Consider the following 23,979-nt stretch of genomic DNA (forward strand, 5'->3'; position numbering starts at 1 on the left):
TATTATTCGGCTGTTTCTGGAAGACGCATAATAACCTTTCCATTGGCATCTAAAAACTCTAGTTTGGCTTCACCGTCTTTGGTAACCACCATTTGAATGCGTTTTTTGCCATCCGCATCATTTAATTGCAGGCGAGAATCACCATTTAGCGTACCGTAAAATGCGCGGCGTGCACCAAGCAATTTATTATCAACTAAGTATTTTTCAATCTCATTCATGGTTTTTGTATCACCCGCTTTTTGCGCCTCAATAAAGCGGTTGGTCATGTCAAAGTCCATCGAGGTGTTTGGTCTATCCATCACGGTTAAGCCTGTGATCATGTAATCATCCATTTCGATGTGTTGCATCATTAAAGTTTGATCTTGGTTGTAACGGTCAAATGACATGTGCAAACCGTGATTTACTTTGTCATTTACCTTTTCGCCGCGAAACACAAAGCCACCGTTTTCTGTGCCTTCATCGTTATAGAAGATCATACCTGGGCGCGGTGAATTGTGTTTAAACACTTCTTTACCTTGCTTAATGGCACCTGGCGATTTATCTGAGTTAGCGAGTACCATGCGGTTATAGCCATTTTTTTCTACAATGTTTAAGCGCTCGACACTAATTTCTTCAAATTCAGCTACCGATGGCTTGGCAAGACCAACATAGCCCGCGAGTGACACTAAGCCAATGGTAAGTGCTGCGTTAATGCGTTTTTGTACAGTCAGTTGTTTTTCTACGTTGTTGTTATTCATTTTGTTATCTCTTTGCTAGTCGTTATGAGCTGATAGGGTCTAGACTAACCACAAAAACTTCGCGTTTTAATGTAAAAACAACCAGTGGGGGAAAAATAAGAATTAACAGGGGGAAAAATCAAATAAATGATTTTCCCACCCATAAATACTGAAAATAACGATGAATAAAGAAAGATTGAGGGTTAAAACATGTTAATTAATATAAATAATCAAGAATTCACAGTTTAAAATATGCTTTTTTGCTAGTTGTTGCATCGGTTTATACACATCTGCGGGGCGGGGTCCTAAATGCGTTTCTTTTTCTTGCTTAACTAGCTTAAATGTTTGATTTATTGTTCTAAAATCAACTGATAGTTGATTATTCTCAAACAACCACTGACCATTCAGAGTATCTATTTTATCACTGCCATCGCCAATTAGCTCGTACTCTAAAACCGCTTCGCCATCTTTGTTAAGCGCGAGTGTGCCGTCAGCCACATCGCAATACTGTGTGCGTAAATAAGGTGGCAGGTCAACTTGCCTCTCGGTACCTGGTTTTCGTATGTACAGACCTAAATGGGCTTTTGAATAATAATGATTGCCTTCACTAAAGCGAAATTCTCGCGATGTTTTATGGCCGTTAGCAACAAGCCATTTATCAAGGTTCGCAATAACCTCTGGCTGATTAAACGAAGGGTTTAAGGCAAGCGATGCATTGGGAAAATTAGAAGGAATTGATATGCTGCTTAGCACTACATCTATTTTTTCATCAACCAATTGCTCACTCAGACTATTTTTAAGTGCTTCTATTTCGCTGTTCGAATACCCTTTTGTCACTAAATGCAGTTGTGTATTGGCACATGCAGTTAACAATAATAAAGATAAAAGTACTAAATATTTCATATACATCCTTTTAATTACAAATGTAATCTTTAAATTTATAATTACATATGTAATCTTATTATTCAAACCTTTTATTGAGCGCAAAATCACTCACTAGCGATACGATTGGATGTTCGTCAATAGTACTATTTATGTTGCGTCTTAATATACGCGTTAGGTGCCACGCCAAAATAATGCTTAAACGCAGTATTGAATGCCGAAACCGATTCAAATCCAAGTTGATGTGCAATATCTTGCTGACGATACCCTGCTTCCAGTAACTCTACAGCTTTAAATGCTTTAAGCTTTTGCTTCCACTGTGAAAAGCCCATGTTCATTTGCTTATTGAACAAACGACTCAGGGTACGGCTTGAAGCACCTACTTTTTCACCCCATTGTTCAATGGTTAGTTTGTTTCCAGGATTGGCCAAAAGCTCGCTGATAATTGGCATTAAACGCGCATCTTCACTTAGCGGCATCACAAAATTGGTTTCTTTAGCAAGCTCAATACGGTCAATAAACACATCGATAAAACGCTGAGTTTTATCATCTAACAGATAGTCATCTTGCCACGTGCAGATCTCTAAAATAAGGGCACGGAGTACACTGTCTACTTCAATTGATTTCGCAACATTGCCTAACCGTTTTGTGTATTTTTCATCGATATAAACACTGCGAAATTTTCCGCCATAACGACAAAAACTTTCATGATCTAGTTTAGGTGGTAGCCAAAGTGCCTGTTGCGGTGGAATGATAAATTTTCCCTCTGGCGTGAGAATTGTGAGTACCCCATTACTGGTATACGCTAACTGCCCCCACGTATGTTGGTGCGTTTTTACATGCTCCCAAGGCGGCATATTGGTCGCTCTTGGTAATACAGGCCTGCCAAGCGTTTTCTTTTTAAATCGTGATGGAGTTGATCGCCATTGGTTCATTAATGAACATTTTCACTTTGTCTGATTGAGTAAATAGAATGTCATATATTCGATAACATGACAAAGCCTATCTGTTTTACAATTTTTGCGTTCTTACTCAACCCCGACAGGAGCGTCACTTTGCTTAACGTTATTAAATCATATAAGCCCAGCCCATTTAGTTTTTTAGCTATTGCCGGTGCAGTAATGGCATTTACCTTTTCCGCATGGAATGCACTGTTAAACAACTTTGCGATTGAAGCAGCAAACTTTAATGGCGCCAACATTGGTATGTTGCAATCACTTCGCGAAATACCAGGCTTTCTCGCCTTTACGGCTGTCTTTGTTTTATTAGTACTAAAAGAGCAAACATTTGCTCTTATTTCCCTTTCGTTACTGGTTATAGGGGTAGCATTGACAGGGCTTTTCCCTACTGTTTACGGTTTGTACGCAACCACTGTGCTAATGTCGGTTGGTTTTCACTATTATGAAACGATTAATCAATCACTTAGCTTGCAATGGTTTAGTAAAGACGAAGCGCCTGAAAAGCTTGGAAAACTTCTGTCTATCAAGTCGATTGCATCGCTGTGTGCATTTGCCATTATTTGGTTCTTTTTCTCTTTTTTAGCCACCTCATATCAGTTTGTGTATTTATTTGTTGGCGGTATTGGCTTACTTGCCACTGTGTGGTTGTGGTTATCTCACCCTTCATTTCAACAACACACCTCGCAGCATAAAAAGCTGATTTTTAGAAAAGAGTATACCCTCTTCTACTTACTGACATTTTTCTCAGGTGCACGTCGTCAAATCTTTATGGTGTTTGCTGGATTCTTAATGGTCGAAAAGTTTGGTTATGGCGTTGCTGAAATCTCAGCGTTATATATGCTCAACCACTTAATTAATATTTTTATTGCACCTAAAATTGGCAAAATGATCGGTAAAATCGGTGAACAGCGCGCATTATCAATCGAATATATAGGATTAATTTTTGTATTTATTGGTTATGCTATTGTCGAAAGTGCAACCGGCGCTGCTGTGTTATATGTGATTGATCACATCTTCTTTGCAATGGCAATTGCTATAAAAACCTATTTCCAGAAAATCGCTCGACCTGAAGATATTGCCGCAACAGCTGGAGTAAGTTTCACTATCAACCATATAGCTGCAGTCATTATTCCTGCCAGCTTTGGCTTAGTGTGGCTTTACGATAATTCATTAGTATTTTATTTTGGTGCTGTGCTTGCGTTTTGTTCACTGGTATTAAGTCAGTTTATTAACCCACATTTGGCAAAACAGCGTTTAGCAAATAACCCCGCTTAACTAAAAGGGCTATTTAGTAGCCCTACTCATGCTTCTATGCCAGCTCAGCCTTTATTGCAATAAACGCATCAACAACCTAGTCGGAAGCGTTCAAATTATAATCAACACAAACTTTAGTATTAGAAATAGTAGCTAATGTATCAATTTGTAAACAGCAGGCATATTTGTCCTTTTAAACTGGTCTGAACACTATTATATTGCGCAAAAATTAATCACCCTGGATTTTATTATGACAACGTTAAAATCGATTATTCTTGCGGTAATTTGCTTAAGTGCAAATGGTGTTTTAGCAAAAACCACATTAACTAAACAAAATAACAGCCAGGGTTGGGCTTATGTAAATTATGTAGTGGATGCATCAGGAAATATCACCAGTATTGATATATTAGATCAGTCTGAGTTTAGTGATGTATCAAAAAACCTAACAAAAAAAATTGAGAAACAACTACGTAAACAACCACCAAAAAATCTAAGCAATACGGTGTTTATCTCAGCAAATAATTCAGCAAACACTCGTGCAAGCAAATCATTTTATAACGCCTATGGGCAAATTGAACAAAGTATTACATCAAGCTCTTTAACACAGCTTAAAACAGCAATTGCTAACCAGTTAAAGCCGCTAGCGAAAACAGACGCAGAGCAAGCGCTCTATTACTGGATTAAGAGCCGCGCTTTTTACAAACACCGCGCATGGACAGATTATGACGTTGCGATGATGGGCGTATTTAATACCGCTCAAAACTTACCCACAGAGCTTTCAGTAGCGGCATTAAAAAGTGCAATTAATTGGTTTAATCGTGATCAGAATTACCAAATGGCAAGTTTTGCATTAAATAAACTAGAAACTATTTTAAAGCAAAATGCGATTAATATTGATGAACTCCATGAGCAGTACGTTAACGACATTCAAAACGGTATTGTTTCAAATAAAACTCAGGCGGCACAAAAGCAAATTGCCAGTGATGCGCCGTTTTTTAGAAAGGTGTTTTTATCAAATGGTGAAATTACCGTAAACACAGGTAACGTCTCGAATGCGCAGCTTCGTTGCGACGACAAAGTAGAAGACTTGAGCACCGCTAATAACACTATCGCCTTTTCTACTAAAGGTTTAAAAAACTGCCATGTACTCGTTAAAACCAATAGCGCTGCAAATGTAACGCTCGTACAAACAGGTAATATCAACTTAATTTAACGCAGTTTCAATAGCCCTAACACACGTTGGGGCTTTGAATTAGACATCATTCATCATGATTATGAGAACATGCGAGCTGTTTACACAAACGATAATTTTGAACATGCCCAATAATGACAAAAAGCGAGCCTATCAAGGTTAACCCTTTTTCAAATAGTTCGCCAAAATCGTGGCCAAATAATACTGCGGCGATTAAGAGAAATAACCCGCTCACCCCCCAAGTTAAAACTCGCCATACTTTATGTTGTCTACAGCCCATAAATAATGCACTACAACTGGTTAATAACACTGCCACAATCAGCATTTGATGAAATGCTTCGTCAGCAAGCGTTTGTAAACCAATTGAAGGGATTAGCACAATACCAATTGGCAGTAATAAGCAGTGCACGATACACAATGAAGAAATACTAATGGCTAATTTATCTAGACGTTGTTGCACGAAAAGGTTCTCATTACAAATAATGAGATAATATAACATCTCCATTAGTGTTATCAATAAGGATTATGGATCCTGCCCTAAAAGTGCAACAGCACACTTACACAAAGCAACAGTTTCTCACAAAGCCTCACTAACACTTACAGAAAACATCCCTTGCGCATTTTATAGTCTGTTTGCTGTTACTTTTTATCAAGGAATATAGAATGAAACACACGCTATCTTTAATCACATTTGCACTGTTAGTTACTGGTTGCGGCGGCTCGTCAAAAAAAGACGATGATGTTGTTGTAGTGACCCCTCCTTCAGCATTAATGCAACAAGCAGAACAAGATCGTATTAGCAATAATGCGGGCGCAATCTCAGTTGCCATTTACCACAAAGGCGAGGTTGTATTTGCTGATGCGGTTGGCAATAAGCAGCCAAATAGTACCGAAAAAGTGGATAAAAATACGCTTTTTCAAATTGGCTCTACCACCAAAGTCCTTACCAGCATTGCCACACTTCAACTTGTTGAACAAAATCGTTTAGGGCTAGACGATAAACTTGTTGATCACCTGCACAATATAAACTTTCCTATTGAACACACAGATTTTTGGCAAGCAATTGAGCTTGAATGGTTAATGACTCACAAGGGTGCATTTGAAGATGACTATGAAGGTATTAGCTCAGATTCAGATTTAATTTCGTTTATGCGCGATGAATACACCATTGATAATGGTGTGCTTAACCAACCTGGTCTTTTCTACAACTACTCAAACCCTAACTATTCATATTTAGGTGCCGTTATCGCGTTAGAAAGTGGGCTTGATTATGCAAGCTATGTTGAGCAAGAAGTGCTTACCCCTCTCGCTATGACACGTTCAACTTTTTCAAATGAAAAAGTAAAAGCCGATGGTAATTTTGCGCTTAGTATTAATGACGCTAATGATCAAATTAAAAAGCATACCAGTATTGATGAATTACTTAGCTCAGAAGTAGTATTACCTGCAGGTGGCAATACCTGGTCAACACCAACAGAGATGCTTAATTTGGCAAAGCTCTTACTTCAAGGTAATGAAAATGTGCTTACACAGGCATCCTCACAAACACTTAGCGGCAAACACGTATTAATACCCAATCCGCTGCCTGTTCATTATGGCTATGGCATGTTTGTCAGCGATGGTTTTATGTATGACAACAAATGGTATCCAATTAGGCATTTTGAACACGGCGGTAATGCGAATGCCTACACCAGCTTGTTTTATGTATTCCCAGATCATGACCTTGCCATTTCAGTACTCAGCAGCGGTGAGTCAGATAATTTATCAGGTACATTGATTGCAGCGTTAAAACATGTAAATGTGCTGCCAGAAGCAGAGCCGTTTGAATTACCAGCCGTTAACACTGAGCTATTTGATAAATTCGCTGGTGAATACACCATTTATGGTTTGGATTTAACCATTTCAAATGTTTCGGGCAAACTACAGGTATCGATGCCAGCACTTGACGCACAAGGGGTAAGTTACAGCGAAACACTTACGCCCATCTCTGCCAATATGTTTGCGTTAACACTAAATAATCAACAGTTAGCCTTTAACTTTGTCTCTACCAATGACGGGCAAAGCTATGACTACTTTGTTAGTCGACAAGCCGTTGCAACACGAAAATCGATTAGCACCCGTGTTGAGCTAAGTTCACATAATAAGATACAGATAAGCAAACTGCTTAATAACAACTAATAAGCATTAAGCATCAGCCGTGACTCTCTCGGCTGATGCTTACAAAACTAAAACTTAAGAACTACGCTCAATTAAGCTAACAGGTACTTGTTTTAAACTTTCAGGCTTATCGCCTTTTAAAATTTCGCACACCGCTTTGGCAATATCGTCAGCGTCAATTTTTACTGTACTAAGTGGCACACTCATTAGTTTTGAGTCGTCTAAATCATCAAAACCAATCACGCCAATATCATGTCCCGGTTTAATACTTTGCTCAGCTAAATATTCCATCACACCATAAGCCACAATATCGTTAAAGCACATCACCGATTCAATTGAAGGTACTTTTTCTAAGCACATCGACATCGCCAATCGTCCGCCTTGGCGGTTAGTCGCACTATTAAACACCCAAGAGCTTACATCTTTGTGTTCATTAATAGCGTTGTTAAAACCTAATAATCGTTGATGATAATCCGAAATCGCATCATCACCTCCAATAAACGCAATTTGCTTATGGCCGCGTTTTATTAGTGCTTTAGTGGCGGTGTAAACCCCCTTTTCATTGTCAGGAAGTACGCAAGGTATGGTGCTGCCGCTTACTTGACGCATAATACTCACCACTTGGGTTTGCATAGTTTGCAGCTCTTCAAGCCACTGTGCTTCAGTATTGGGTGCAGGACAAATAATAAAGGCTTTAACGCGATATTCTTTTAACTTGGCAACAATTTGTGTTTGCGTTTCGACATCTTCACTGGTGTTAACCAGCGTTGCCATTAGACCTAGTTGACGCACATGCTTTTCAAGCGCCACCGCCAATTTTGCCGAATAGGGGTTGGTTAAATCGTTTATAACAATGGCCACTAAGTCAGATGATTTACTGCGCATGGCAGCAGCATCTCGGTTATACACATAACCGGTTTCTTCAATCGCCTTTAGTACTTTGTCTTTTGCTTTCGCACTTGCTTTTTCACTGCCGCGTAAAACTAACGATACAGTTGATTTAGACACCCCAGCAACGCGGGCAACATCATGAACTGTAACGGATTTTTTATCCTGTTGAGGGGACGCTTTTAGTGATTTATTTAATGAGGAGGTGTGATTTACCACTCAGCTTACCAGCTATAAATTTGGTTATTATGGCTTGTATTCTAACAAACTGATCAGTATATTCAAATTAAAATTGGAACGTTCCATTTTTGTTTTATTTCGGCATGAGGCACACAATGAAAACAATAAGCCAGCACTGGCAACGTACAAAAAACACCGCTTTTTCCCTGTTTGCAAGCGGTGCAATGATGCTGACAATCCCTGTTGTATCAGCAAATACCCAATATGTAGATCCCTTTATTGGCACGGGTGGTGACGGCCATACGTTTCCAGGTGCGGTTGTGCCATTTGGTATGGTGCAGTTAAGTCCTGATACCGATTCGGTGTTTCGCGGTATCGACCCGCAGCCCGAAATTTATAAACGCTGTGCAGGTTATCACTATGATGACACCACCATTGTTGGCTTCTCTCACACTCATTTTAGTGGCACAGGGCATTCTGATTTAGGTGATTTACTGATGATGCCTATTACGGGAGAGGTCAAATTAGACGCGGGCACGGCCAAAAATCCCGATTCAGGATACCGCTCGCGCTTTAGCCATCAAAACGAAAGTGCCAAACCTGGCTATTACCAAGTATTGCTTGAAGACTACAAGATTAATGCCGAACTAACCGCCACCACCCGTGTTGGCATGCATAAATACACCTTTAAAGAACACGACAAAGGCAGCGTACTGCTCGATTTAACCCATGGCATTTATAACTTTAAAAACAAAGTGATTTGGAGTGATGTACGCGTTATCAACGACCGCACTATATTGGCGTACCGTGCAACTAACGGCTGGGCGAACAATCGTCAAATGTACTTTGCCATCGAGTTTTCAAAGCCTTTTAAAGACATTGAACTGATTAATCTCGATAACAGCCGTTATCGCTGTAATGGGTGTTTAAGTGAAGGCAGTGGTAAAAAGCCATCAACCATTGTTAATTACAAAATTCCGGAAGCCGCAGGTAAAGCTCTAAAAGTCGTGGCTGATTTTGATAATTTAAAAGGCAACCCGCTATTGGTTAAGGTGGGTATTTCTGCTGTGAGCAAGTCCAATGCACTTGAAAATTTAAACAGTGAAATTCCACACTGGAATTTCGATAAAGTGGTAAAACAAGCAGACGATGTGTGGCATAAATCCCTCGATAAGTTTGAAATCGAAGGCTCGCTTTCACAAAAACGCCAGTTTTACACCTCGGTTTATCATGCGCTGCAAGCGCCAAGTGTATATCAAGACGTCAACGGCCAGTACCGAGGTGTTGATGGTGAAATCCACCAAGCAAAAGATCACACCCATTACACTTTGTTTTCACTTTGGGATACCTACCGTGCGCTTCATCCGCTATTAACGTATGTCGAGCCAGACAAAGTGTCTGACATGATTGCCTCAATGCTTGATCATTACCAGCAAAGCTATGACAAAATGCTGCCTATTTGGTCATTCCATGGCCACGAAACTTGGACCATGATCGGCTATCATGCGGTGTCGGTTATTGCCGACGCCTACCTAAAAGGTATTCGAGATTTTGATGTTGCCCTTGCTAAAGAAGCCATTTTAGCAACCGCAAACCACCCGCATTACGATGCCATTCCTGAATATAAACACTATGGCTATGTACCACTAGATGTACTGCCAGAATCAACCTCGATCACCCTTGAATACGCTTACGACGATTATGCCATTGGCCAGTTTTTAACAGCTCTTGGCGAAAATGAACTTGCTGCTGAGTACTATGAACGTGCCACCTATTATCAAAATGTCTTCGACCCAAGCGTTAAATTTATGCGCGGGCGCATGAAAGATGGTTCTTGGAACCCAGATTTTGACCCGCAAGAAGCGAAATACATGGGCGCATTTACCGAAGGTAACAGCTATCAATACAGCTTTTATGTGCCACAAGATGTGCACGGTTTAATTAACTTAAAAGGTGGCGACAAAGCTTTTATTGCACGCCTTGATGAGCTTTTTGAAACTGAGCTTGCCTATGAAAAAATTAAAGAGCATGAAGACATTGCGGGATTAATTGGCCAATACGCTCACGGTAACGAGCCAAGCCATCATATTGCTTATTTATACAATTACGCGGGTGAGCCATGGCGCACACAAGCGCGCATTCGCCAAATTATGGATACCCTATCATCAGACAAACCTGACGGCCTTGCAGGGAATGACGACGTAGGGCAAATGTCGGCATGGTATATCTTTTCGGCGATGGGTTTTTACCCTGTTGCTCCGGGTGATTTAAATTATGCACTCGGTGCACCACAACTGCCAAAAATTACTTTAAAACTTGCCAATAAAAAGCAATTTACTGTGCTTGCAAAGCACCTATCAGCAGATAACAAATTTGTAAGCCAAGTATCACTTAATGGCAAACCATTAAATCGCAGTTACATTACGCACGACGATATTATCTCAGGTGGCACCCTTGAATTCACCATGTCTGCAAAACCAAACAAAACCTTTGGTAATGCGCTATCGTCGCGTCCACCGTCACTGAGTAATCCGAAAAATCCAAATACATTGCATTAAAATTTTAATAAGAAACAACTATGAAACAGATTCTCTCTCGTTCATTGATGCTATTAACCCCGCTGCTGGCGCTAAGCGCCTGTGGTACGCATCACGCTGATACCAGCAAAAGTGAAAACAGCGCCACAACACAAACTGATTATGTGCAAAACCCAGCGCAATTTGTGAACCCGTTTATTGGCACCAAAGGCCCATTTAACCATCGCCAAGCCGCAAATGTGGTACCGGGTGCTGTAAAACCGTTTGGTATGTTTAACTTTGGCCCTGAGCACGCGTATACCAAAGAGCTGATGGCTGAAAGTGAAGGCATTAGTAAACGCATCAACGAAGACAATGTGCGCATTCCCGTTTCGCCCGGCGGCTATAACTGGCAAGCAACGCGCTTAAAAGGCTTTTCATTTACTCGTTTATCGGGCACGGGATGTTTAGGTGCATCAGGTGATGTGCCAGTGCTGCCTTTTAATCAAGCGATTAAACACTCCCCTGCCAGCGATAAAATTAATGCCTACTATGGCGCTAATTTTAGCCACGACGATGAAACGGCTATTCCAGGTTATTACCAAGTAGGACTCGATTCAGGAATAGATGTGCGTTTAGCGGCCACCGACCGCTCTGGTATTGCCGAATTTACGTTTGCGTCAAAAGAGCAGGCAAAACTGATATTTAGAACGGCTTACTCGCAACTGGGCAGTGGCGATGCATTCACCAAAGTAGATGCCGCCAAAGGCGAAGTCACAGGTTATGTCACAAGTGGTAACTTCTGTGGCTACCTTGGCGAATACAACCGTCGCGATTACTACACACTGCATTTTGTTGCCAAAATTGATGCACCCATTACCGGCAGTGGCGCGTATGTCGATGACACAGTTTCGCCAAATGCAACCTCAAGTAAAGGTGGTATGGGCTATGGCGATAAGGGCGTGCCAGAATGGGGCAAAGGCTCTGGCCTTTGGGTTGATTTAGACGTAAACGCTAACCAGCCTGTTACCATGCGTGTAGGCATTTCTTACGTGAGTCTTGAAAATGCCCGTGAAAACCTTGAAAAAGAGCAGGCAAGCCAAAGCTTTGCTCAAGTAAAAGACAGCGCCTATGCCGCATGGAATGATGCCCTTGGTCGCGTAAAAGTAAAATCAAACGACAGTGATTTATTAACCACCTTTTATACGGCGCTCTTTCACAGCCAATTCCACCCTAATATCTTTAGTGATGTAAACGGTGAGTACCGCGGTTTTGACCAACAAGTTCATACTGTTAGCGCAAACCAAACAGTGCAATATGCCAATTTTTCTGGCTGGGATGTCTATCGCTCACAGTTGCAGTTAATTAGCTTAACCCACCCAAATGTAGCAAGTGATATTGCCCAATCGCTGTTTAATCAAGCCAATCAGTTTAACGGCATTTGGGATAGATGGACGCACAACAATGGCCCAACAGGGGTAATGAGCGGTGACCCATCAACCATTGCGATTGCCAACTTTAAAGCCTTTGGCGCCGATAAATTTGATGTAGCTGGTGCTTATCAATCGCTTTACAAAGCAGCCACAGAGCCAACCGAATATGATTTATCAAATGTCGGCTGCCCAGTATTTTGTCGCGGTCAAAAACCATCACTCGATGAATGGCTAAGCCTAAATTACTTATCAGATCAATCTAATTCGTGGGAAGGTGCCAGCGAAACACTCGAGCAAGTATCCGCTGATTTTGCACTTTCGCAGCTGGCAGCACGCCTTGGCAAAACTAAACACAGCCAAACGCTACTTGAACGTTCAAGCTACTGGAAAAACCTTTATAACCCAAAAGCCACTGAGCAGTTAGGTTATATTCAAGGGCGCAATCAAGACGGCAGCTGGAAAGAAAAATTCGACCCATTTAGCGGCCACCTGTTTGTTGAAGGCAGCCCAGCGCAATATTTATGGATGCTGCCTTTTGACGGTCAAGGCCTAAACGAATTACTGGGTGGCGATAAGGTAATGGCATCACGCTTAGATAACCACTTCCGTAAGCCTGATGGTAGCTGGGTGCTGTATCGCGATTCAGCCGAATATGCTGATGTTTCAAACCAGCCATCAATTGCTACTCCGTGGATGTATTTGTATACCGGTAAAGCCTATAAAACACAGCAAACTGTGCGCGAAACCATGAAACAACTTTGGCATAACACGGTATCTGGTATTCCAGGGCAAGATGATTTAGGGCAAATGTCGTCATGGTATGTGTTCTCAGCACTTGGCATGTATCCGTTTTATCCAGGTCGCGCCGATATGGTGCTTTCAAGTCCTGCATTTGAAAAAGCAAAAATTGGCAATATTAGCATCAGTGCACCAAACGCAAGCGCTGATCACATTTACATTGATACGCTAAAAGTAAACGGCCAACCATCTATGCAAAGCTGGATTAACGAAAACCATGTAAACGCGCCACAGCACCTTGAATTTAACTTGAGTACTACGCCAAATAAAGTGTTTGGCCAAGCTGAAGAGCATCGTCCGCCGTCGTTTTCAACATCATCAACAGTTGCAACTAAGCTTGTTGGAGATAAACCCTAATGGCCAAGCAAATTAATCAAACCATGGCGTTTTACGCCATGACCAGTTTGTTTTTTATCTGGGGTTTTATTACCGCACTGAATGATATTTTAATCCCATTTTTAAAAGCCGAGTTTTCGCTTAGTTATACTCAAGCCATGCTAGTGCAGTTTTGCTTTTTTGGCGCTTACTTTTTAGTGTCACCGCTGGCAGGACGCGTGGTTGCAAAGTTTGGCTATCGCAATGGTGTGTTTATTGGGTTATCAACCCTTGCCCTTGGCTGTCTGCTGTTTATTCCGGCAGCCAGCATTAAAGAATATGCGCTATTTTTAGCAGCACTCTTTGTACTTGCAGGCGGTATTACCGTGCTGCAAGTATCAGCAAACCCTTATGTAAACTGTTTGGGTGAGCAAAAACATGCTGCAAGTCGCTTAAATCTAGCACAAGCAATTAACTCCCTTGGTCATACCGCAGGGCCATTGTTTGGTACTTACTTTATTTTGTCAGCGACTTCGCAAACTGCCGGCGCCGAACAAGTACAACTGCCGTATTTTTTAATCGCCCTTGCTGCGATAACCATAGCCTGCTCCTTTAAGTTTATTGAATTACCAAAACTTGATTTTGAAGAGCAAACTTCTGCGCAATCTAAAGAGTCAATTTGGCAACATAAGCACCTTGTTTTAGGCGCACTTGGCATCTTTTTGTATGTAGGTGCTGAAGTGTCAATTGGCGGCTTTTTAGTAAACTATTTTGAATCACCTGAAATCGGTGGCTTAACCACCGGACAGGCTGGTCATATGGTCGCCTACTATTGGGGTGGTGCGATGATTGGTCGCTTTATTGGCTCTGCGTTAATGCGTCAATTCTCGCCAAGTTATGTACTCGCCTTCAATGCCATTATGGCGGTTGTGCTGTTAATTGTTACGGTATTTAGCAGCGGCAAAATCGCGATGTGGAGCGTACTGGCTGTTGGCTTTTTTAACTCAATTATGTTCCCAACCATCTTTAGTTTAGCTATTCGCGGTTTAGGGCAACTTACTGCAAAAGGTTCGGGGCTACTGTGCCAAGCTATTGTGGGTGGTGCAGTATTCCCATTAATCCAAGCGGTTGTTGCCGATGCATTTTCAGTGCAGCTTAGCTTTTTAGTGCCCGTATTGGCGTATCTGTATATTGTGTTTTTTGCCATTAGCCAGCACCGCGTTAGCGCTCAAAAGGAGTTACCAGCATGAGCAAGGTGATCTGTTACGGTGAAGCCTTGATTGATTTTCTACAAATTAATCAACAATCAGAAGATGGCATTCGTTTATCGGATTACCGCCAGTACCCAGGCGGTGCACCGGCAAACGCAGCGGTTGCCCTTGCCAAACTCGGTGGCAAATCGCATTTTGTTGGGCAAGTAGGTGATGATCAATTTGGCCATTTTTTAATAAACAGCCTTCGTCATTATGGTGTAAATACCGACTGTACGCTTATTCATAAACTTGCCCCAACACCACTTGCATTTGTGCATTTAGATGAGCACGGTGATCGCAGCTTTACCTTTATGCGAAAAGACAGTGCTGATTTAAAACTGCGCCCAGATGAAATCAAATCGCAGTGGTTTAAAGACGCTTCGCTAGTTCATTTTTGCAGTAATACACTCACTGAAACAAACGCTGTAAACACCACAAAAACAGTACTGGAACACGCAAGCCACAACAATTTAACCATCTGTTTTGATGTTAATTTACGCGCTAATTTATGGCCAAATTCAGCACTTAAGATCCCGCTTATAAATGAATTTGTTGAAAAAGCAGATGTCGTTAAATTTGCCCGCGAAGAGTTCGAACTGCTTTGTCAAAATAAGCCAGAAGATTATATAAATCGATGCTTTAACAGCAATTGTGAGTTGCTACTTATCACAAATGGTGGTGACAACATTGAATATATAACCAAACATTGCCGAGGCAGCATTAGCCCAGCCAAAGCAGAAGTAATCGATACCACCGCCGGTGGTGATGGTTTTATCGGTGCTATTTTGTATTTATTAAGTGAACGCATCACCCTAGACGCACTTTTAAACAATGAAAACGCGCTTAAAAGCGCCATCGCATTTGCCAGTTGTGCCGGTGCGCTTGCCGTAAGTCGTCAAGGCGCATTCCCTGCACTGCCCTCATTAAACGAGATAGACACCCTTTTTAACCAGCAATTTAGCGCCCTCACGGGCGCATTTTTTTAGAGAACGCACGTGAACTTTTATAACGCTGATTTTTTAATACATCACAGCCAGTCGATTGTTAACTTTTATACCGAGCGCGCTGTCGATAGCAACCTTGGTGGCTATTACCAAAACTATTTAGACGATGGCACCTTGTTTAATACAGGGTTTCGTCAACTAGTGAGCAGTACACGCATGGTAATCAACTTTTGCCGCGCGGCTAAGCATTTTAAAAACAATGAATACTTAGCCCTTGCAAAACATGGTCTTGATTACATTGAAGCCCATCATTGGATTGCAAATAGCAAACAATACGCGTGGACACTTGACGATAACCAACCTAAGGATATGACCCAGCAAGCTTATGGTTATGCTTTTGTGTTACTTTGCTACGCCCATTGTTACAAAGCAGGCGTGATTTCATCTGATAGAAAGATTAATGAAACCTTTGAACTGCTCGAATCACGTTTTTGGCAAGCCAATGAAGGCATTTACGCCGATACCATTTACGCAAATGGTGAACTATGTGAATACCGCGGCCAAAATGCCAATATGCATATTTGCGAAGCGCTTATTAGTGCCTATAGTGCAACCAATGAGCGCCATTATTTAAAACGAGCAGAGCACCTTGCTGAGCGTTTTTGTTTTGAATTATCAGCGCATAGTAATGGCTTAGTGTACGAGCACTTTACGCCTGAGTTATTGCCTGATTTTGATTACAACAAAGACGATGCTAAAAACCTCTATCGCCCGTGGGGGTTTCAACCAGGTCATCAAACTGAATGGGCCAAATTATTACTACAGATTAACTATTTTGATGAGAAACCAAAATTTGTTGCAAAGGCGCAGCACTTGTTTGATGTTGCCTTTGCTAACGCATGGGATAACGCCCATGGCGGTTTAGTGTATGGCTTTGATACGCATTACGCCACCTGCGACAGCGACAAATACTTTTGGGTACAAGCTGAAAGCTTTGCAGCCGCTGCATTACTTTTTGATGCAACACAAAACAATACTTACTTAACCCATTACAACGCGCTTTGGCAGTATTGCTGGCAGTACTTTGTCGATCATGACCATGGCGCGTGGTATCGGGTATTAAAAGATAATAATCAAAAGTACAGTGATAAAAAAAGCGAAGCAGGCGCTAAGTGCGACTATCACACGATCGGCGCGTGTTTCGATGTATTAGAATTTACTAAACACCCACTTTCAACCAATTAACACATTTCCCATTTGCCTATGCTAAGCCACGAAGAGCTCGTGGCTTATTTGCTACAAAAGTAAACTTCATACTTTAATCTTAGTGTAATAAGGCGTGATACCCGCCTGAAAGTTGCTGCCCTACTATTAACATCAAAGTTACGGTTTATCGGGTCATTCACATTGCAATACGCTATGCATTTAAAGTCATTAGTTAAACAAAATATTTCAGGGCAGTGGCAATTTTTTGTCAGTTCGTTATTCGATACCTTGGAATCATCATATCCTGCAGATGAACGAATGACGTTTTTAACTAAAATGGGCAAGCATGCAAGCCGTTCTCTGGAGATTAATCCCGAGATGACGTTGGTACAACTAAACGAGCGTATAAACCAGTTTTGGTTTGAGCGCCGTTGGGGTCACTGCAATATATTTGAAAAAGACAATGGCTTAGTCATTGAACATTATATTTCACCACTTTGCGCCATTTTAAAAGATGAACACCAAGCGTATGGTGATGCGTTTTTAACAGGGCTTTATTCTGAGTGGCTTAAAAACGCCAGTGCCCCCTATCAAGGCATTATTAAGAAGGTAAGTGCTGACAACATTGACGATATTGCCGTACGCTTAAGTTATCACGTACTCTAGGAGAGGCTATGACAACTCAATATACCCGTTGTAACAATGTGGTCCACGTGACATTTGCTTCCAAGCAAGTTCAAACAACCCCTGAGGCTAAAAATAACGAAACTCTGGCTGAGATGTTTAAACGTCATAAAGTTGTGGTACCCTCTGAGCTGATTTTTAAATACAAATAAAGTAAATAAAATCATATAGCTGCCGATAATAATAAACGTTTTAAAAACGTAACTAATACTCTCCTCAAAAATAAAATAGGAATTCATAAAATGGATAATAATCCTACGGTTAAAATCATCGTTGACTTCGCCGGTATTTTTCAAAACATCGACCAGAAAGTAGTATATTGTAAAAATTACTTTGCATTAGTCGGTGATAAGTTTATTTCTTACGGTACTGAGAATGATCCTAAGGAAATGATTACGATTACAGAGCCAGCGGAACCATCTTTACCACCTACTATTACGCTAAAAGGTGACAGTAGCATTTTCGATTTCAAAGTTTTTGATTTAGCGACAGGAAATGAAGCAAAAAACACATTTTTAGATTGGTTTCATGACAGTGCATTGAAACCTGTAAAGTTAGGCGTAAACAGTAATGTTACTAGCTATCAACAATTAAGTTCAGGTACGCTTGATGTAACTATGATGTTGGTTGCACAAAACCCGACTGATAAACAAGAATATACGATTGGGTGGGATCCGATTATTGATGTGGATGATGTTAATCCACAATAATTGACCTGAGCTCACGCTCATTCCAATTTTTCCAAAGAGGAGATGTTATCGCTTCCTCTTTGGGGTACCCTTTTTTGATGGCCAGTTTTAGCTTTTTCACTGCACGCTCCGATTCATCTAATGCGTCATACGCTTGGGCTGCGAGATAAAATTCCGTTGCATTTTCTTTGTGCGATATTGAGTCCAGTATTTTCATCGCAGCTGCTTTTTCCCCGATGCGTGCTTTATAATAAGCCCAAGCAAGTTTAGCTCGGCTGTTTTGTTTATTAATTGAAAATACTTTTTCCGTTAAATCAGCCGCTTGTTTATACGTAGCATTTGTCTCAGGATGCTTAATTAACCAATACGAATCTGCCAAATTGCCCCAACTCATATAATCGTTTTTATCCAATTTGATGGCTTGTTTATACGCCGAAATGGCATCTTGATATTGCCCTAAAATAAAATGAAAGCCACCAATATTTGAAAAGCCTCTAGCAGTTGGATTCAATCTATTACCTTCTTTCGCATACGCTAATGCTGATTTTAATTCTCCTTTACCATAGTAACTTGCAGAAAGACCTATAAAAGCACTTTTGTTTTTTGGTGTTAAATCAATAAGTTGCTGGTAGACTAGTATTGCTTTATTGTATTGTGCAGTTCGATAGTATAAACGCCCTAACTGATTAAGCCCTTTCCAATGATTAGGAACAATCTTAAGTGCTGCCTTATAACTTTGCTCAGCTAACGTATTTTCTTTTAGCTGCTGGTAGGCACGCGCCAATTCAAAATGCAGGTATTCATTTTCGGGATTTTCATTCACTAGAGCTTTTAACAATTTACTCGCTTTTTCAGCCTCGCCACGTCTAAGCGCAAGCGTATGTGACAAATAACGGACTTGTGTGTGTGTTGGTTCGATTTTGGCAAGCTGGTTTATGGTTTGTTCATACTGGTTCAACCATTGCTCGTCTTTAGTATTGTGAAATTTATTTAAGTATGTGGCTGCTAGATTCACATAGGCATCAACATAAAGTTCGTCTAAGTCAATGGCTTGGTTAAACTGTTCGATGGCATTTTCTATGTAGTTTGCTTGATCAGAGCGAAACGTATAACCAATTGCCGCAATATAGTGTTTATAAGCACCATCAAACTCGGTGCCTTTACTTGCCATATTACTTTTTGGCCAATTCAGCATGGTAATGGCTTTTTCAAATACCGCTTGGTTTGAGGCAAATAAGTCTTTTACATTCACCTTAAATTGCTGCTGCTTTAGTGCAACACCTGAGGCACCGTCTATCAATTCTAAATTAATCAAACGCTGAGAGCCTAAATGCTGAATACTGCCCGTTAATACTAAATCGGCACCATAACGAGAATAAACATCGCTAACGGTTAAATTGTTCAGTTTGGCTACTTCGGCGCTTGGAATAACCCAGCTATTGGTTTTTTCTCGACCCACTTTACCGAGTTCAGTACTCAACGTTACCGCTAAGCCTTGGCTAAACAGCTGTACTTGCGGGTCGTCATTGATGTTTTGTAATGGCAATACTGCAATACGTTTATTCTCACTGATGCGCTTTTCGAGTATTTGCTGATTGCTAGGCGGGAATAAAATAGGCTGTAAAAGCACTGCCATTACACCTAATAACATCGCCGATATAGTCACTTTTTGCCACGGTGCGCGTCGCTGCCACCAGTTTGGCTTTTGCACTAAGGCTTGGTTTAAATCGGTAAATGCATCGATTAGATCTGAAAGGAGTGGTCTTTTTGAAGGCTCAACCAGCAGCAAGTTTTGAATAAGGGTGACTAACGCTTCAGGTAATTGGGTGTCTTTATCAGCTAAATTTTTGGCTTCACCTGTTGTGATTTGTGCTTTTATAACGTCAAGTGATTTACCATCAAAGGCTTTATCATCCGAAAACAATTCAAACAGCACGGCGCCAAGGGCAAACAAATCGCTTTCTTTACTAGCGTTTTGCCCTAAATACAGTTCAGGGGCTAAATAAGCAGGCGAACCTATTGTGGCTGCCTGTGATTCACCACCTAGTACATGAGATAAACCAAAATCGAGTACTTTTAGCTGGTTATGTATATCAAACATAATGTTATCGGGCTTGATATCACAGTGTAAAATGGCGTTTTGATGCGCATATTCAATGGCATTACACAGCTGCAGTGCAATACTGGCTTTTTCTTTTAATGGTATCTCTGTGGCGAGTTTTGCTTTTAGGCTGTCGCCGTCAACCCATTCCATAACGATGGCAAGTTGCTCATCGTTTTGAATAACTTCATGGATGGTAACAATATTTGGGTGGCTTAATTTACTGGCAAGTTTGGCTTCTTGCACTAAATCACTTTGGTTATCCGTGTTCGGAACAAGTTTAAGCGCAACAATGCGATCTAACAGGGGATCTTTAGCTTTTAAAATGGTGGCAAAGCCACCTGAAACCGTGCTTAAAACCTCAAAGTCACTGAGATTACGCTGAGTAACATGCGCTGCTTCTTTTACTTCATCACAGCCTGGTGTAATAACTTGTGTTATTTCTAAATCGGCGTCAATGCTAGAGTCGTTACAGTGGGTACATTTAGCGCTCATAGCATCTAATAAACTGCCGCAGTGATGGCATAATTTACTCATAGTGAGAAGCTTTTGTTATTCTTGATTGTAATTAAGCAATGTTACATCACATAATAACGGCAAAAGATTTCAATACAAGCGTTGATATGAGGCAATCATGGGTACATTTACGAATTCGGTTACAGAGCAAACAATTCAGCTTCGCGACCATCATATTGTGGGCCGTCACCCTGAAACTGCACATACTTTAATTAAAGAAAGTGCGGTCTCGCGTAGCCATTGTTTAATTGAGTGGCAACAAGGCAATTGGTACTTACAAGATATCAGTGCAAACGGTACTTTTGTTAATGGCAAACGCGTTGCAAAAAACATCAAACACGAATTAAAACTAAATGATGTTGTACAGTTTGGTGATAGTGAAAGCGTGAAGTGGCAGGTTTCCAATTTAGCGCAGCCATGCCCATTTTTAAAAAGCACCAACGAGAGTAAGAATGACCTTGCCCTTAACCACCACGTGAACATGCTTAATTGCGAAAACCAAGAACAAATGATCAGCCAAACGCTCTCTGGCCAATGGTTACTTGAGCAAGAAGGTAACATCAAAGCGCTTCAAAATGGCGACTTAGTGCGTTATCAGGGTAATCAGTACATTTTAATTGCGCCAAGCGATATTGATGCCACGCAAGAATGTGAGCAAACAGCAGAACATGCCATTGATGTTAAATTTACAGTAAGCCAAAACGAAGAACATGTTGGTGTTTTACTCAATGTAGATGGCCAAGCCATTGACCTTGAAGACCGAACCCATCATTACCTAGTACTATTGCTCGCACGTAAATACCTTGAAGATAAACAAAATAACGTGCCTGAAACAGAAGCGGGTTGGCTTGATAAAAGCCTATTAATGCGCCAAACGCGCATGGAAGAAACCCACATCAATACACAGTTTTACCGTTTTAGAAAACAACTGCATACGGCTGCAAAAAAGTTCAATTTAGATGTAGATATTATTGCCAGACGCCGCGGTGAAATCCGTTTGCAATGTTCAACAATTAATATTTTACAAAGCCAAGCAGCATAAACGCGCCACTACTGATTAAAATAAATAACAAGAACGAGTCCCCACCCTTCGCATTTGCATACGCAACCTAGCATTGCCTCTAGGTTGCGTTTTTTATTGTAAACCCCAGGTGTTCTAAAAAAGTGCAGAAAATACTTTTTGTATTCGTGGCAGCCACATCATCATAGTTGCTGCGCCCACGCCAATAAGTGTGATGGTTGCGCCAAATATAGTCATTATTACAACGCCCCATTTCACCGACAGGTTATGTGTGCGTTTTGCCCAAAATACCAGCTCTGCAATTAACATGGGCAATAAGTAACAAGCGAAAGACATCGCAATATCAGCCGGACCATCAATATTACGTGAATTACCCAATGGCCCTTGATTTACGACAAACCATCCCATTAAGTACAAACGAAATGTCCAAACACCGTTAACTAATAAGAAACTGTGCACAGCAAAACGCTGGTGTAAGTTAAATTGTTTTTTACACGCGGTACGCCACGCAAAATAGATAAAAATAGGAATTAAAATACCATTTAGCGTAATGCCCATTGAACCTATGTCGCTAAAGCGCATACCTGTTACCCAAGTAAGGTATAATCCGGTGACAGCGCCGCTAATACCCAAGATAAAAAAGATGCGACCATTAATCCGGTGCAATCGCGGGTATTTATTTCTAATAGATGGCACCAATTGCGACATACCGCAAAATGCTAGAATTATCGCAGGTACCACATGAGAGAAAAACACGATGCCATCAAACACGCGTTTGTCTTGAACGCCTTGCCCAGGTAACAAGTTATGAGTTACTTCAGTATTACCCATTAAGGTTGGCAATACATATAAAATTAGGATGTAACTGGCAAATAACCATTGGCCAACAAGTGCAGCCCAAAACCAGGTTTTAACACTCTTATCTAAAATTGTGTGTGGTGATAAACCATTTTTAACACCATCCGCTAATAAACTTTGCATTTCTGCCCCTTTCTATTAAATGACTGATTCACATAGAAAATTGGCATATCGAATTTTAAATTTCGCGCCGAATTTGAAATTCGGCACACAAAAAATGACAAAGTTACTTACAAAAGCAGATTTGATCAGCCCATCAGCTCCCGTTACACTAAACGCTAATATTAAACTGTCTGCTTGCTCAATTATGACCCTATCCAATTTTTACATTTTAACCCTGTGTGTATGCCTAGGTTGTTTGATTGCGCAGCTATTTGTTAAGCAGAAAAAGTTACCACATATCCTGTTTGCTATTTTCTGTGGTTCTGTCGCTATGTCACTTACGCAAAAAGTAACAGGCGATGCCATTGGTGCTTATAAGTATTTAATTGGATTAGGCACAGTCGCCACCTGTAACTGTTATTGGCTGCTGTCTCGCAGTTTTTTTCGTCAAGAAAAAGTCATTGAACATCATCATTTAGCACTCGCATTTGCTATTTCTTTGCTTATTTTTATTAATCAGGGTTATTTGTTCGCAAGTTCTAGCCAGATTATTGCAAACAGTGGTGATTCTGTTTTTCGCCATGTATTGTCGGAAATCACGGTTTTATTATCGTCTTGTGTATTGGTGTTATCGTTTTGGGAAGGCTGTAGAGGCTTTAAAGCCGCCACTAAACAAGACAAAGCACAGCGAATTGTGTTTTTATCAACCTTCGGCCTTGCTGTTGGCATTAGTAAGCTTACTAGTTTTACCCTAGCAGATAACGCAGATGCAAAAGAATGGGTTATTACTGCCATTATTTTGATGGTGGTTGTAAATACGCAATTGTTGCTCGCATGGCGAGTACAATACAAAAGATCGGATAGTCAATCAAAGCCTCAAGCATCAACATTTGAAGAGATACGCACTAAACCAGAACCTGTGTGTGACATCGACACTACCCTTGCACGTGAAATTACCTCGCTTATTAACGAAGGTTCGCTTTACTTACAAGCTAATCTAAAAGTGGCAGATATTGCACGCAGCCTTGATGTGCCAGAATATAGAGTAAGCCGTGCATTAAAATCGCAGATTACCGATAAAAACTTTAATCAGTACATCAATAGCTTGCGCATCGAGCATGCGAAATCCCTTTTGGCTAACCCTGAAAACCAAGGGTGGTCAGTACTGGTGATTAGTTTAGAAAGTGGCTTTGCTTCAATTGGCCCTTTTACACGTGCATTCAAGGCTGAAACGGGGCAAACACCTAATCAATTTCGCCAAATGCAATTATCCAACGATTTAGTCAAAGCCAGTTAACTTTGGGCAAAAAAAGGG

20 protein-coding genes are annotated in these 23,979 nt (G+C 40.9%); 13 read left to right on the forward strand and 7 right to left on the reverse strand.

The window, feature by feature from the left end; all coding sequences use genetic code 11:
* Positions 1 to 2: 2 nt before the first annotated feature.
* The 3 genes from OM33_RS19835 to OM33_RS19845 all read right to left on the reverse strand — a co-directional run bounded on the left by OM33_RS19835 (position 3) and on the right by OM33_RS19845 (position 2,533).
* Positions 3 to 737 carry a hypothetical protein gene (locus OM33_RS19835; RefSeq protein WP_040136181.1) on the reverse strand — a complete coding sequence of 245 codons (735 nt, stop codon included), beginning with the start codon at positions 735 to 737 and terminating at the stop codon, positions 3 to 5.
* A 192-nt stretch (positions 738 to 929) separates the two neighbouring features.
* The gene (locus OM33_RS19840; RefSeq protein ID WP_040136183.1) at positions 930 to 1,619 is read right to left on the reverse strand and encodes a hypothetical protein; all 690 of its coding nucleotides are present in this window, start codon (positions 1,617 to 1,619) and stop codon (positions 930 to 932) included.
* A 125-nt stretch (positions 1,620 to 1,744) separates the two neighbouring features.
* Positions 1,745 to 2,533 (reverse strand): AraC family transcriptional regulator, encoded by a 789-nt coding sequence (locus tag OM33_RS19845; protein WP_040136185.1) that lies wholly within the window; start codon positions 2,531 to 2,533, stop codon positions 1,745 to 1,747.
* A 120-nt stretch (positions 2,534 to 2,653) separates the two neighbouring features.
* Between OM33_RS19845 and OM33_RS19850 the strand changes: the two genes are divergently transcribed.
* Positions 2,654 to 3,832: an MFS transporter gene (locus tag OM33_RS19850; protein ID WP_040136187.1), complete on the forward strand. Its 1,179-nt coding sequence runs from the start codon at positions 2,654 to 2,656 to the stop codon at positions 3,830 to 3,832.
* A gap of 229 nt (positions 3,833 to 4,061) precedes the next feature.
* Positions 4,062 to 5,024, forward strand: a complete 963-nt coding sequence (locus tag OM33_RS19855) for a hypothetical protein (RefSeq protein WP_040136189.1) — start codon at positions 4,062 to 4,064, stop codon at positions 5,022 to 5,024.
* A 46-nt stretch (positions 5,025 to 5,070) separates the two neighbouring features.
* On the opposite strand, the gene OM33_RS19860 is transcribed toward OM33_RS19855, so the two are convergent.
* Complete coding sequence (locus tag OM33_RS19860; protein WP_040137021.1) at positions 5,071 to 5,463, reverse strand: MerC domain-containing protein; 393 nt, start codon at positions 5,461 to 5,463, stop codon at positions 5,071 to 5,073.
* 203 nt (positions 5,464 to 5,666) lie between these two features.
* Between OM33_RS19860 and OM33_RS19865 the strand changes: the two genes are divergently transcribed.
* The gene (locus OM33_RS19865; RefSeq protein WP_052141205.1) at positions 5,667 to 7,181 is read left to right on the forward strand and encodes a serine hydrolase domain-containing protein; all 1,515 of its coding nucleotides are present in this window, start codon (positions 5,667 to 5,669) and stop codon (positions 7,179 to 7,181) included.
* Positions 7,182 to 7,235: 54 nt separating this feature from the next.
* On the opposite strand, the gene OM33_RS19870 is transcribed toward OM33_RS19865, so the two are convergent.
* Complete coding sequence (locus OM33_RS19870) at positions 7,236 to 8,267, reverse strand: LacI family DNA-binding transcriptional regulator (protein ID WP_040136191.1); 1,032 nt, start codon at positions 8,265 to 8,267, stop codon at positions 7,236 to 7,238.
* 185 nt (positions 8,268 to 8,452) lie between these two features.
* On the opposite strand from OM33_RS19870, the gene OM33_RS19875 reads away from it, so the two are divergent.
* The 8 genes from OM33_RS19875 (at position 8,453) to OM33_RS19905 (ending at position 18,087) form a co-directional block, all read left to right on the forward strand.
* On the forward strand, positions 8,453 to 10,786 hold the full coding sequence (locus tag OM33_RS19875) for a GH92 family glycosyl hydrolase (protein WP_052141280.1): 2,334 nt from the start codon (positions 8,453 to 8,455) through the stop codon (positions 10,784 to 10,786).
* A 20-nt stretch (positions 10,787 to 10,806) separates the two neighbouring features.
* Positions 10,807 to 13,332, forward strand: a complete 2,526-nt coding sequence (locus OM33_RS19880; protein ID WP_040136193.1) for a GH92 family glycosyl hydrolase — start codon at positions 10,807 to 10,809, stop codon at positions 13,330 to 13,332.
* Positions 13,332 to 14,540, forward strand: coding sequence for a sugar MFS transporter (locus tag OM33_RS19885; protein WP_040136195.1), 1,209 nt, complete (start codon positions 13,332 to 13,334; stop codon positions 14,538 to 14,540). Before OM33_RS19880 ends, OM33_RS19885 begins: the two co-directional genes overlap by 1 nt.
* Complete coding sequence (locus tag OM33_RS19890) at positions 14,537 to 15,529, forward strand: carbohydrate kinase family protein (protein ID WP_040136196.1); 993 nt, start codon at positions 14,537 to 14,539, stop codon at positions 15,527 to 15,529. The genes OM33_RS19885 and OM33_RS19890 overlap by 4 nt, the downstream gene beginning before the upstream one ends.
* Before the next feature lie 9 nt (positions 15,530 to 15,538).
* Positions 15,539 to 16,732: an AGE family epimerase/isomerase gene (locus tag OM33_RS19895; RefSeq protein ID WP_040136198.1), complete on the forward strand. Its 1,194-nt coding sequence runs from the start codon at positions 15,539 to 15,541 to the stop codon at positions 16,730 to 16,732.
* Between the two features lie 174 nt (positions 16,733 to 16,906).
* Entirely contained in the window at positions 16,907 to 17,359 is a 453-nt protein-coding gene (gene bcsD, locus OM33_RS19900; RefSeq protein WP_040136200.1) for a cellulose biosynthesis protein BcsD, read from the forward strand.
* 8 nt (positions 17,360 to 17,367) lie between these two features.
* Positions 17,368 to 17,529 carry a hypothetical protein gene (locus OM33_RS22655; protein WP_199922563.1) on the forward strand — a complete coding sequence of 54 codons (162 nt, stop codon included), beginning with the start codon at positions 17,368 to 17,370 and terminating at the stop codon, positions 17,527 to 17,529.
* A gap of 90 nt (positions 17,530 to 17,619) precedes the next feature.
* A complete protein-coding gene (locus OM33_RS19905; RefSeq protein WP_040136202.1) occupies positions 17,620 to 18,087 on the forward strand; it encodes a hypothetical protein in 468 nt (155 codons plus the stop codon).
* Here the strand turns inward: OM33_RS19905 and OM33_RS19910 are convergent.
* A complete protein-coding gene (locus tag OM33_RS19910; protein ID WP_040136203.1) occupies positions 18,074 to 20,704 on the reverse strand; it encodes a serine/threonine-protein kinase in 2,631 nt (876 codons plus the stop codon). The two genes, OM33_RS19905 and OM33_RS19910, sit on opposite strands and share 14 nt — an antisense overlap.
* Positions 20,705 to 20,801: 97 nt before the next feature.
* Here OM33_RS19910 and OM33_RS19915 point away from each other — a divergent pair, with 97 nt between their 5' ends.
* Complete coding sequence (locus tag OM33_RS19915; RefSeq protein WP_052141206.1) at positions 20,802 to 21,725, forward strand: FHA domain-containing protein; 924 nt, start codon at positions 20,802 to 20,804, stop codon at positions 21,723 to 21,725.
* Positions 21,726 to 21,839: 114 nt separating this feature from the next.
* On the opposite strand, the gene OM33_RS19920 is transcribed toward OM33_RS19915, so the two are convergent.
* Positions 21,840 to 22,685, reverse strand: coding sequence for a DUF2306 domain-containing protein (locus OM33_RS19920; RefSeq protein ID WP_040136204.1), 846 nt, complete (start codon positions 22,683 to 22,685; stop codon positions 21,840 to 21,842).
* Positions 22,686 to 22,779: 94 nt separating this feature from the next.
* Here OM33_RS19920 and OM33_RS19925 point away from each other — a divergent pair, with 94 nt between their 5' ends.
* The gene (locus tag OM33_RS19925) at positions 22,780 to 23,961 is read left to right on the forward strand and encodes a helix-turn-helix domain-containing protein (RefSeq protein WP_052141207.1); all 1,182 of its coding nucleotides are present in this window, start codon (positions 22,780 to 22,782) and stop codon (positions 23,959 to 23,961) included.
* The last annotated feature ends 18 nt before the right edge of the window (positions 23,962 to 23,979 follow it).

The sequence above is a fragment of the Pseudoalteromonas piratica genome (genome assembly GCF_000788395.1).
Classification (GTDB): domain Bacteria; phylum Pseudomonadota; class Gammaproteobacteria; order Enterobacterales; family Alteromonadaceae; genus Pseudoalteromonas; species Pseudoalteromonas piratica.